Here is an 11,150-nt window from a genome sequence, read left to right on the forward strand (position 1 = left end):
CATGCAATTTCAAACATGCCGGATTACTTCATTTTAGTTCCCCCGCATTGAAATGCGTTTTCTTATCCCTTTGCCGCTGTCAATCAGCGCAAAAGGGCTTATGCGTGAAAAGTCCGTGCAAAACTTGACGTTTTGGTATGAATGCGACAGAACATAAAGCGAACCTTATTCGCTTTTTATCAATTGGCATGGCATGATGTGGGTGATTCGAAAGTACGCATTGCTGAAATCAATGCTCATGTTACAAAACAATAGACAGTGACGAAAAATTTGCAGCTCTTGAAGCGGTATATTTAATAGATAGGCTGAACCGAAGCACATGGACAACAACAACGATCTTTTTTCAAGTGTTGTGAGTAAAGCCCGTGAAAGGCAAACAGCGTCAAAAGCTGATAGTGAGGCGCTGACTGCTGCTGCGCCGGCTGTCAGTGCTGTGGCGCCTGCCCCTGCAACTGAAGACGCAACAGTAACGAAGCCGGTTTCCGCTGCACCAACAGCTCCCGCACCGGAAGAGCCGTTTAAGCGTGCAACACTTGCTGCTGATAATGGTGATTATAACGCCTCCGCCATCCGTGTTCTGGAAGGCTTGGAGCCGGTACGTCTGCGCCCGGGTATGTATATCGGCGGCACCGACGAAAAGGCGATGCACCATCTCTTTGCAGAAGTCATCGACAACTCGATGGACGAAGCTGTTGCGGGACATGCCAATTTTATTGAAGTCAGCCTTGATGCGGACGGTTTCTTGTCGGTCAGCGATAATGGTCGCGGTATTCCGATCGATAATCACCCGCAGGTTCCGGGCAAATCCACGCTTGAAGTTATTATGACCAAGCTGCATGCCGGTGGTAAATTCGACGGCAAGGCCTATGAAACATCCGGCGGTCTGCACGGCGTTGGTGTGTCGGTTGTGAATGCGCTTTCCGATGTGCTGGAAGTGGAAGTCGCGCGTAATCGCCGTCTGTACCGCCAGTGCTTCTCGCGCGGTATTCCGCAGGGTGGACTGGAAGAACTCGGCGAAGTGCATAACCGCCGCGGCACACGTCTGCGTTTTCATCCTGATCCAGATATTTTCGGCAAAAATGCCAAATTTGACCCGACGCGCATTTATCGCATGGCGCGCTCAAAAGCCTATTTGTTCGGTGGCGTTGAAATCCGCTGGAGCTGTGACCCGTCACTCCTCGACCCGAAACAGGATACACCTGAAAAGGCAGTTTTCCATTTCCCGGGCGGCTTGAAGGACTATCTCGCCACCACTTTGGGCAAAGACTTTCAGGTCACGCGCGAAATTTTTGCCGGTAAAACCGAGGCGCAAGGCCGTCACGGCGCGATGGAATGGGCTGTTAGCTGGTATGGCGGCGATGCGTTCGTCCATTCCTATTGTAACACGATCCCGACCGGCGATGGCGGCACGCATGAAGCAGGCTTGCGTATCGCGCTCACACGCGGCCTCAAAGCCTATGCGGAGCTGACCAACAATAAGCGCGCTTCTGTCATTACCACTGATGACGTAATGACCTCAGCTGCTGCTATGCTTTCGGTGTTTATTCGTGAGCCGGAATTTGTCGGTCAGACGAAAGATAAGCTTGCAACAGTTGAAGCACAGCGCATTGTTGAAAATGCCATTCGCGATCCGTTTGACCATTGGCTGGCGGCCTCCCCGCAAGAAGCTTCCAAGCTGCTGGATTGGGTGATTGAGCGCGCGGAAGAACGTCTGCGCCGTCGTCAGGAAAAAGAAGTCAATCGCAAGACGGCTGTGCGTAAGTTACGTCTGCCGGGCAAACTTGCCGACTGCTCACAAAATTCTGCCAACAATGCCGAACTCTTTATCGTTGAAGGTGATTCCGCGGGCGGCTCTGCCAAACAGGCGCGCAACCGTACCAATCAGGCGATTCTGCCACTGCGTGGTAAAATTTTGAACGTCGCCAGTGCCGGACGTGACAAGCTAACTGCAAACCAGCAGATTGCAGATATTATTCAAGCCCTTGGTTGTGGCACACGCTCCAAATACCGTGAAGAAGATTTGCGCTATGACCGTATCATCATCATGACGGATGCTGACGTGGATGGTGCTCACATTGCTTCGCTGCTGATTACTTTCTTCTATCAGGAAATGCCTGACCTCATCAGCAACGGTCACCTCTATCTGGCTGTTCCGCCGCTTTACCGTTTGAGCCAAGGCGGCAAAACGGCTTATGCGCGTGATGATGCACATAAAGATGAGTTGCTGCGTACGCATTTCAGTAACCGTGGCAAGGTTGAAATCGGTCGCTTTAAAGGCTTGGGCGAAATGCGCGCCGAGCAGTTGAAGGAGACGACAATGGATCCGGCCAAACGCACACTGTTGCGTGTCGAGATTGATCACAGTACAGAAGATGCTACCAAGGCAACGGTTGACGACCTGATGGGCACGAAGCCGGAAGCGCGCTTCCGCTTCATTCAGGAAAATGCCGAGTTTGCCGACAAGCTCGATATTTAAACATTGATATAACAGTCATAAAAAAAGCCGGAGTACGATCGCACTCCGGCTTTTTATTTATTCGATAAAATAACTTAGCCCTGACGTTCAGGCAAACGCACGACAAGCCCGTTGATTTCATCACGAACTCTGATCTGGCAAGATAGACGGGAATTCGGCTGCACATCATAGGCAAAATCCAGCATATCCTCTTCCATTGCGTCCGGTTCGCCAACGATCTCAAGCCATGCATCATCCACATAAACGTGACATGTGGCGCAGGCGCATGCACCGCCGCAATCAGCATCAATCCCCGGAATACCATTGCGAATTGCCGCTTCCATAACGCTGGAGCCATTCGGGCTCTCCACCTCATAGGGCGTGCCTTCCGCAGTGATATAAGTAATCTTCGTCATTACTTGCCTCAAACTTTTAAAATTATCCGGCCATTATCCGGTCAAACTGTCATCTTGCTTGACCAGATACGTATTATTAGCCCAAAGTTCAACCATACAGCGTCAAAGTGCCGTCAATTTACCCGTGCGACGATCAACTGTCCCGGCACTGGCTGGCCTTGTTCATGGCGCACCGTAATATTTTCGCACGCCAGACACTCAAAGCCATTGGCCTCCATCAGCTTTCGCAAATAGCTCTCGGCATGTGCAAAACGCTGATAAGCGCCAACCATGAAATCACGCCCTTGAAAAACGTCCTGTGGCTGTGTTTCAGATGAAAAGGCGATCATGCCACCTTTATTGACGCGCGCTTTCAAGCCAGCAAAAAAATCCTCCAACGCGCCCATATAAGGCAACACATCGGTTGCAACGATCAAATCCCAGTTATCTGCGGTCGTCTTTTGCAAAAACAGCACGACTTCACTGACAAAAAGCTCGTCATAATCACCTTTTTCATAAGCGATTTCGATCATGTTTTCCGACAAATCAACGCCGGTTTTATGATCGGCCATGTCGTCGAGCGCATCAGCTGAAAGGCCGGTGCCGCAACCCAAATCAAGCATTCGCGTGAAATTGCAGTTTTCGTCCAGCTCTAGCAATACTTCGCGCAATTGCAGCGGCACATCATAACCAAGCTGATCGACCAGAATAGTGTCAAACATATCCGCATGCTGGTCAAACAATGTTGCAACATAAGCATCCGGTGCCTTTGGCGGCACTTCGCCCTTGCCCATACTGGCAAGACGCACAGCTGCGCCACCATGGTCGGACGGATCAATTTTAAGAACTTCTTGATAGGCCAGACTGGCCGCTTCAAAATCACCTGCTTTTTCAAGTCTTAAAGCGCGATCATAGGCTTCTTCCAGCGCTTCTTCATCAAAAGCAGCAGGGGTTTCATTGTTCGTTGTCATCAAAATTTTCCTTTAAACGGATGATCCGCACCCGCATAGTCGCGCATTTTTTTAAGCTCAGCTCAATCATTATACAGCGTTTTTAGATTGCCAGTTCCACATATCCTGACACATTTCAGAAAGCGTTTTTTGCGCTGTCCAGTTCAATATTTCTTTGGCTCGTGTCGGGTCTGCATAATATTCAGCAATATCACCGGCTCTGCGTTCCGCAATCTCATAAGGGATTACCTGACCAGTCACCGTTTCAAAAGCTTTGATCACCTCAAAAACACTATAGCCGTGTCCTGCGCCAAGATTAAGTGCCAGACATTGCGGTTCATCCAGCTTTTTCAATGCCCGCACATGGCCTTTAGCCACATCTTCAACATGGATATAATCACGCACCCCCGTACCATCACGGGTCGGATAATCATTTCCCCAAATCATCAGTTTTTCACGTTTACCACTGGCAACCTGCGCAATCAGCGGCATCAGATTATTCGGCTCACCTTTCGGGTCTTCACCAATCAAACCACTTTCATGAGCGCCAACCGGATTGAAATAACGCAAAATTGCAATTTGCCAGTTCTTATTACCGCGATGAATATCACGCAAAATATCTTCAACGACCAGTTTGCTGCGGCCATAAGTATTAGCAGGCGCCAGCCGGTGATCTTCATTAAAAGGTAACTGCTCCGGTTCACCATAAACGGTTGCCGATGAGCTAAAAACTATCTTTTTCACATCAACCGAGCGCATTGCTTCAAGTAAGCGAATAGTGCCGACAACATTGCAATCATAATAATGCAATGGTTTTTCAGTCGATTCTGCAACTGATTTCAGTCCGGCAAAATGCATCACTGCATCACATTTATGGCGTCTTAATACCTGCTCCAAAAACGTACGGTCACGCACATCACCTGCTTCGCGAAACAATGTACGTCCGGTGATTTCCTCCACGCGGCGCAACACCTCCGGATGGCTATTATCAAAATTATCAACCACCACCACATCATAACCAGCTTCTAACAGCTCGACACATGTGTGTGATCCGATATAACCGGCACCACCGGTCACCATAACAGCCATGATTTTCGCCTTTCCGGGGCTTTCCAGCACGCTTATGAACAGCGGCCTTCATGTTATATTGTTCTTTTTTATGAAATTAAAAGAACACGTCAAAAAACACATAAAGCCGTGCCCAACCATGATAGACATATTAAGAATCGAATAGCATCGCAACGGATAGATTTGGAGTTTATTTTGCAACCTTCCGGCAAAATTGAACGGCTGCTTGAAATTATGGCGGCCTTACGCGATCCTGAAACCGGCTGTCCGTGGGATGTCGAACAAAGTTTCGAAACCATTGCTCCTTATACGCTTGAGGAAGTCTATGAGGTACTGGATGCCATTGAGCGACAGGACAAAGATGATTTGCGTGAAGAGCTTGGCGATTTGCTGCTGCAAGTAGTGTTCCACGCACGCATTGCCGAAGAAGAAGGCTCGTTCAACTTTGCCGATGTGGTACAGGCTATCACTCATAAAATGATCCGCCGTCATCCACATGTTTTTGGCGATGAGGAAGCGCGCAGTGCCGGTATGGCCAAGGGTGCGTGGGGACGCATCAAGCAGGAAGAAAAAGCCGAACGTGAGGCACGCCGCGCTAAAGCAGGACTACCGACATTGGATGAGAATGGCTATCTTGATGACATTCCGCGCGCCTTCCCTGCACTTTTGCGCGCTTTGAAGCTGCAATTGAAAGCCGCCAAGGTTGGCTTTGATTGGAGCGAGCCGGAACCTATACTGGCAAAAATTGAAGAAGAAATCGCAGAGCTGAAACAAGCAAAACTTTCTGCTGATCAAAACCATATCGAAGAAGAATATGGTGATTTGCTGTTTGCGATGGTCAATCTTGGCCGTCATATGAATATCGATCCGGAAATTGCACTGATGCGCGCCAATGACAAATTTCTCAATCGTTTTCACTATATCGAGAAAAGCCTCAAACAAAACGGCTCATCACCGGAGCAATCCGATCTGGCAGAAATGGAAGCACTCTGGCAGCAAGCCAAGAAAACCGGTCTTTAAAAAATATCACATTCTGAAGAGCTTGATTCCGATCAATGTCATGCCTGCGTAAAAAGCTTAAAGCATGAGTATCACATCAAAGGGGATTAAATGTTTAAGCATATTTTAGTCGCAGCTGACGGCTCGGAAACCTCCAATAAAAGCATCAAATATGCGGTTGAACTGGCAAAGCAGCACAAGTGCGAGCTGACGGTGCTCACAGTTACCATCCCCTATTCGCTCTCAAGCTTTTCTGTTGCATGGCAAAACGCACCACTTGATAGCGATGACTACGATAAAAGCATTGAAGAGGCTGCAACCCAGATTCTTGAGGAAGCACGCGAAATTGCTGCGGTTTCGGGTGTTGTCATGGCCACTCGTCACATCTCGGAAGTCTCCGCTGCCACAGCAATTGTGGATACGGCAGACCAACTTGATTGTGATCTGATTATTATGGCCTCGCATGGCCGACGTGGCGTGGTCAGAAAACTGCTGGGCAGCCAGACCAATGAAGTTTTGCAAATGAGCCCGATTCCGGTTCTCGTTTATAAATAAGCGTGAATTGGCCATTATTGCCGCAGTTTCAAATGCTTAAACCAACCGAAAAGGTAATTTGAAAAGGGAAAACTCCCTTTTTATGCCATTTTCCGACAATTTAAGTGCGTTCTGAATGATTAGCCTGTGGGCAATTAAAACTTTTGTCATATTGTGCAAAATACAGCATTGACGAATGCAATATATAACATTAAACAACCAAACATGTTCAGCAGCAATGCTAAACAGCTAAGGCCTTCAAATTGAAAGCCTCTTTTAAAATGCGCGGGTGTAGCTCAGTTGGTTAGAGTGCCGGCCTGTCACGCCGGAGGTCGCGGGTTCGAGCCCCGTCACTCGCGCCATTTTAAAAAAAGCAGTCGAGATTATCTCCTGCAACTCTTTAATTTTCCATTGCATAACATGATGTTCAGATACTTTATCTGATATACAATCGCATTTAAATTTCGCGCAAAGTCAGCATGCAAGAATCATTGCTGCAATATTTTTTCCCTGATTCTACCCAATAAAAAAGCCACCCCTCAGGATGGCTTTTAAGAACACTTATACGCAATTGATTACATTGCAGAAAATGTCCAGCTTACGATTTCCGTGGCGGTTTTCTCAAATGCCTGATCCAGCGCTTTGAGATAAGAATTATTGCCACTGCCATGCACCGCAACCACATTGCGGAACACTCTGGTGGCACGGACATTGCCATTCTTATCATCCATCAGCTTTACAGCCAGCTCCACCACAGCCGTTTGCGGCGATGTGGAGGCGTGGATGCCAAACTCACGAACATCAGTAAGCACCTGATAATTGATGGCCAGACCATCCCCAGGACGCCCTACGCCACCCAGCAGGCCAGTGTTTTCATAGCTCTGCACTAATCGTGACTGGATGATATTCGGCAGACGATCACCCCATTGCGCACCGCTCAGATAAGCGATGGAACCGGATGCCGGATTGATCACAATATTCTCGCTGTCGAGCGCTTTTAGAGCGGTCGGGGCAGCCACCAGCAACTGAACAGATTTACGGCTTTTAGCCGTTACTGCCGGACGCGGCGCACTCAGACTATAGGTATCAAGCGGTGTTGTTGTGCCACAAGAGGCCAACAAACCGCCAAGCCCCACAACCATCAGACCAAGTTTTGCACCACGCAGGAGCTTGACATCAAACATACTCATCGACGTGATCTCCCGTCATATTGCGGCACATTACCCTGACCGCCAAAAATAATACGCTGCGGATTTTTCTCAAGATCCGTAATAGCCTGCTCAATGCGCTGGATTGAGCGGCGGCTTTCATTGACAGCCGACTGCACATCACGCAGCCCCTGCCCTGAGAAGCGCTGTAAATTATCGGTAATCGGCGCCATACGTGTGTTCAGGCTATCCGAGGTTTTACGAATAGATTCAAGTGTTGCATTAAGCTGCGCCACGACACCGTTTTTATCGTCCGGCGACAACATATTGTCAGCCTTTTTCATAATGTCTTCAACACGCACGGATGCATTATTCAGACGCGCCATCATTTCACGCGCATCTTTGATCATCAGCTGAATGTCTTCGGCATTAGAACCAAGCTTTTCAACGATGTCGGAATTTTTAGCCAGCGCATCGGTGAAGGTACGGGTATTTTTGACCGTATCAGTCAGCGGCTCACGCACATCCCGAATAAAGCCTTCCAAAGCACCAATGGCACTATTGGCACGGGCGAAAATATCCTGCGCCGTAGCAAGCAAGTTATTGACGATCGACGGATCGGCATTAATACGTGCGACATAGCCACCTTCATTGGCGGTGGTCAGCAAATTCGGCTCATCCAGACGTCCGCCTTTAAGCTCGACATAGGCCTGACCAGTCAGCCCCTGAAAGCCAAGCGTTGCAACGGTTGATCGGGTGATCGGCGTGGTGGAGTTTACCTGTGTCAGCACAATCACCATGTCCGGATTGGTTTCATCCAGATGGAGACGGCGCACATCGCCCACCTTAATCCCGTTGAACAGAACCTGACTGCCTTGCGCCAAGCCTGTCACCGAACCCGGTATGCGGATTTCCAGCGGCAGTGAATCACGCGATTCACCATAGCGCGCAATCCAATACACAAAGCCGAAAGCAATAAGACTGACGACCAGGGTAAAAACACCCACCAGAACGTAATTGGCTTTCGTTTCCATATTTTACCCTGCCTGCGAGCGGAAAGTGCCGGGCTTACGCCGGCTCGGCGCGGAAAGATCAATCTGCCGCGCCCGCTTGCCACGAAAATAAGATTTAACCCACGGATCATCAAACTCCAGCATTTCTTCCATGCTGCCGCTGACGAGAATTTTCTTATTGCCCAATACCGCAATCCGGTCACAAATTGCAAACAGACTATCAAGGTCATGCGTGACCATATAAACAGTCAGCCCCATTGTATCGCGTAAATTGGCAATCAAATCATCAAATTCTGCCGCGCCAATCGGATCAAGTCCGGAGGTCGGCTCATCAAGAAACACCACATCCGGATCAAGCGCCAAAGAGCGCGCCAATGCTGCACGTTTGATCATGCCCCCTGAAAGCTCGGACGGAAATTTCTCCGCCGTATCCGGCTTCAAACCGACAAGCTCGATCTTAACGCGCGCCAGCTCGTCCATAAGCTTTGGCGACAAATCCAGATATTCACGCATTGGCACCTGAATATTTTCCAAAACATTCAGCGCAGAAAACAGCGCACCATGCTGGAATAATACCCCCATACGCATATCAACGGCCATTTTGGAGCGTTCATTCAAGCCATCAAGGCTTTGCCCGAACACTTCAATTTTACCGGTTTTCTTAGGTGTCAGCCCTAAGATCGCACGCATCAACACCGACTTACCCGAACCTGATGGTCCGATAAAGCCCAGCACTTCGCCTGGATAAATATCCAGATCGAGCTTATCCAGCACGGTGTTTTTGCCAAAAGCCACAGTGACGTCACGCACAGAAATAATAGGATTGCGCTCTTTACCGCTCAAAGAATATGCTTTCTGTTCATCGTGATCGTGCTGCTCCATAAAATATCTTTATCTCAAGCTTCCCATTTTTACGAATATCGAGAACAATAAAAAATCATTATTCCCAAACACTGTGGCAGTTAAGCCATGTAAATTACAGTTTTAACGCTGTTTTATTCAGATATCACCTTAGAAATCAATTGCAGCATAGAACATTGCAAACAAACCATCGATTACGATGACCACAAAAATCGATTTAACCACCGATGCAGTGACACGGCGCCCCAAAGACTCAGCGCTGCCGCCAACTTTCAAACCTTCAACAGAAGCCATGATGCCAATGATCATCGCCATGAATGGTGCTTTGATGAGACCGGCAAAATAAGTATTTAAAGCCACAGCATCGTGAAGACGTGCAATAAAGGCTTCCGGCGAAATATTGGAATAGAACCAAGCAACGCCGCCTGCGCCCAAAAGCGCTGCAACATCAGCAAGGATTGTTAAAAGCGGCAGCACAATCACCAGCGCAACAAGACGCGGAAAAACCAGAACACCGACAGGGTTGAGCCCCATCACTTTCAATGCGTCCGTTTCTTCGCGCATTTTCATCGAGCCGATTTCAGCAGTAATCGCACTGCCCGAACGCCCTGCAATCATGATAGCAGTCAGCAAAACACCCAGCTCACGTAAAACCAGAATACCGACCAAATCGACCACGAAAATCTCTGCACCAAAATAACGCAGCTGAAACGCACCTTGCTGTGCAATAATCGCACCCACAATGGTGGACATAAGCATCACAATAGGAATAGCGCCAACGCCCATCCGGTGCATCTGATGCACGATCGCCGGCATACTGATCCCGGAGCCTCGCCCCTGCTTCATTTGTGAGCCACGAATGGTCGAGCCTAAAATATACATCGACATTTTAAAGTCTTTGTACATTGAAAAAACACCTTCACCTATAGCGGCAAAGAATGTCGTTAAAAAGAAATCTCTTTTGTCTTTTTTGCGCTGCGTAATCGGCGCATAGGCCTTTGCCACTTCCTGCATCAAGGGCTGCCAACTGGCATGAAGACCGGTAATTTCCACCGCCACATTATCGCTTTCCAGCGATTGACGCAGACGCTCAATCAGCCATGCACCGGCTGTATCCAGCCCCTGCACGTCGCTCATATCAATCTGGAAAAAGCCCGAACGCTGCGAGCGCTCGATTTTACGCATAGCAAGGTCAATCTGATTGACGCTATGCGTTGTCCAGCGACCGCTTAAACAAAGCCGCGCGCCGTTTTCCTCTTCGGTGACGCTGATTTGAGGGGCGGCACGCATCTGTTTGTTTGCATCACTTACAGTGTCAGTCAACATGCAGCTTTCTATATACGAGTCGCCAAAACCTTAACAGGGACTTAAAATTGACGTTATTTTGATCATTATACAACTGATCTCTTATGCATATTTAACATAACAATTAAAGCCCGTCATAGAAGCATCGATAATCCTACAATAAAGATATGATTATACCCTCTCCATGCTTGCTGCATGTTCATTTAAGCTTTATTGCAAGTCGTGGAACTTTACAAATAATACCGGAGCACTCCTGATGCCACCGCCTGCGTCCTATCATAAGCCGGACACATATCTTCATATGTGTTTACAAAAAGGGCGCGCGCATGTAAGAGCCCCCGAATTCTCCGGACATTTTCTCACCCTTAATTAAGGGTTAGGAGTAATGTTAGGCATATGACTAGTCATAATTCGCATATTGA

The 11,150-nt window shown here is 48.4% G+C and carries 10 protein-coding genes and 1 tRNA gene; 4 read left to right on the top strand and 7 right to left on the bottom strand.

Annotated features, from left to right (window positions below; genetic code table 11):
* Positions 1-352: 352 nt before the first annotated feature.
* A complete protein-coding gene (gene parE, locus FHS77_RS10840; RefSeq protein ID WP_374786245.1) occupies positions 353-2,476 on the top strand; it encodes a DNA topoisomerase IV subunit B in 2,124 nt (707 codons plus the stop codon).
* Positions 2,477-2,550: 74 nt separating this feature from the next.
* On the opposite strand, the gene FHS77_RS10845 is transcribed toward parE, so the two are convergent.
* The 3 genes from FHS77_RS10845 to galE all read right to left on the bottom strand — a co-directional run bounded on the left by FHS77_RS10845 (position 2,551) and on the right by galE (position 4,889).
* The gene (locus tag FHS77_RS10845) at positions 2,551-2,871 is read right to left on the bottom strand and encodes a 2Fe-2S iron-sulfur cluster-binding protein (protein ID WP_184223210.1); all 321 of its coding nucleotides are present in this window, start codon (positions 2,869-2,871) and stop codon (positions 2,551-2,553) included.
* A gap of 113 nt (positions 2,872-2,984) precedes the next feature.
* Positions 2,985-3,821, bottom strand: a complete 837-nt coding sequence (locus tag FHS77_RS10850; protein ID WP_184223212.1) for a class I SAM-dependent DNA methyltransferase — start codon at positions 3,819-3,821, stop codon at positions 2,985-2,987.
* 69 nt (positions 3,822-3,890) lie between these two features.
* Positions 3,891-4,889 carry a UDP-glucose 4-epimerase GalE gene (gene galE, locus FHS77_RS10855; RefSeq protein WP_184223214.1) on the bottom strand — a complete coding sequence of 333 codons (999 nt, stop codon included), beginning with the start codon at positions 4,887-4,889 and terminating at the stop codon, positions 3,891-3,893.
* A gap of 174 nt (positions 4,890-5,063) precedes the next feature.
* On the opposite strand from galE, the gene mazG reads away from it, so the two are divergent.
* From mazG to FHS77_RS10870, 3 genes are all read left to right on the top strand, one after another.
* On the top strand, positions 5,064-5,888 hold the full coding sequence (mazG, locus tag FHS77_RS10860) for a nucleoside triphosphate pyrophosphohydrolase (protein ID WP_184223216.1): 825 nt from the start codon (positions 5,064-5,066) through the stop codon (positions 5,886-5,888).
* A 90-nt stretch (positions 5,889-5,978) separates the two neighbouring features.
* Positions 5,979-6,422, top strand: a complete 444-nt coding sequence (locus tag FHS77_RS10865) for a universal stress protein (protein WP_184223218.1) — start codon at positions 5,979-5,981, stop codon at positions 6,420-6,422.
* A 264-nt stretch (positions 6,423-6,686) separates the two neighbouring features.
* A tRNA-Asp gene (locus FHS77_RS10870) sits at positions 6,687-6,763 on the top strand.
* Between the two features lie 213 nt (positions 6,764-6,976).
* Here the strand turns inward: FHS77_RS10870 and FHS77_RS10875 are convergent.
* The 4 genes from FHS77_RS10875 to FHS77_RS10890 form a co-directional block, all read right to left on the bottom strand.
* Positions 6,977-7,585, bottom strand: coding sequence for an ABC-type transport auxiliary lipoprotein family protein (locus FHS77_RS10875; RefSeq protein ID WP_374786246.1), 609 nt, complete (start codon positions 7,583-7,585; stop codon positions 6,977-6,979).
* A gap of 2 nt (positions 7,586-7,587) precedes the next feature.
* A complete protein-coding gene (locus FHS77_RS10880) occupies positions 7,588-8,583 on the bottom strand; it encodes an MlaD family protein (protein ID WP_184223222.1) in 996 nt (331 codons plus the stop codon).
* Between the two features lie 3 nt (positions 8,584-8,586).
* Positions 8,587-9,444 (bottom strand): ABC transporter ATP-binding protein, encoded by an 858-nt coding sequence (locus tag FHS77_RS10885; protein WP_184223224.1) that lies wholly within the window; start codon positions 9,442-9,444, stop codon positions 8,587-8,589.
* Between the two features lie 129 nt (positions 9,445-9,573).
* Entirely contained in the window at positions 9,574-10,749 is a 1,176-nt protein-coding gene (locus FHS77_RS10890; RefSeq protein WP_184223226.1) for an ABC transporter permease, read from the bottom strand.
* Positions 10,750-11,150 lie beyond the last annotated feature (401 nt).

It is taken from the genome of Paenochrobactrum gallinarii (assembly GCF_014205685.1).
Classification (GTDB): domain Bacteria; phylum Pseudomonadota; class Alphaproteobacteria; order Rhizobiales; family Rhizobiaceae; genus Paenochrobactrum; species Paenochrobactrum gallinarii.

Bases quoted from the DNA above. Each gene is read 5' to 3' on its own strand.
- FHS77_RS10845 (WP_184223210.1), bottom strand. From the start codon at position 2,871: ATGACGAAGATTACTTATATCACTGCGGAAGGCACGCCCTATGAGGTG.
- FHS77_RS10850 (WP_184223212.1), bottom strand. From the start codon at position 3,821: ATGACAACGAACAATGAAACCCCTGCTGCTTTTGATGAAGAAGCGCTG.
- galE (WP_184223214.1), bottom strand. From the start codon at position 4,889: ATGGCTGTTATGGTGACCGGTGGTGCCGGTTATATCGGATCACACACA.
- FHS77_RS10865 (WP_184223218.1), top strand. From the start codon at position 5,979: ATGTTTAAGCATATTTTAGTCGCAGCTGACGGCTCGGAAACCTCCAAT.
- FHS77_RS10875 (WP_374786246.1), bottom strand. From the start codon at position 7,585: ATGTTTGATGTCAAGCTCCTGCGTGGTGCAAAACTTGGTCTGATGGTT.
- FHS77_RS10880 (WP_184223222.1), bottom strand. From the start codon at position 8,583: ATGGAAACGAAAGCCAATTACGTTCTGGTGGGTGTTTTTACCCTGGTC.
- FHS77_RS10885 (WP_184223224.1), bottom strand. From the start codon at position 9,444: ATGGAGCAGCACGATCACGATGAACAGAAAGCATATTCTTTGAGCGGT.
- FHS77_RS10890 (WP_184223226.1), bottom strand. From the start codon at position 10,749: ATGTTGACTGACACTGTAAGTGATGCAAACAAACAGATGCGTGCCGCC.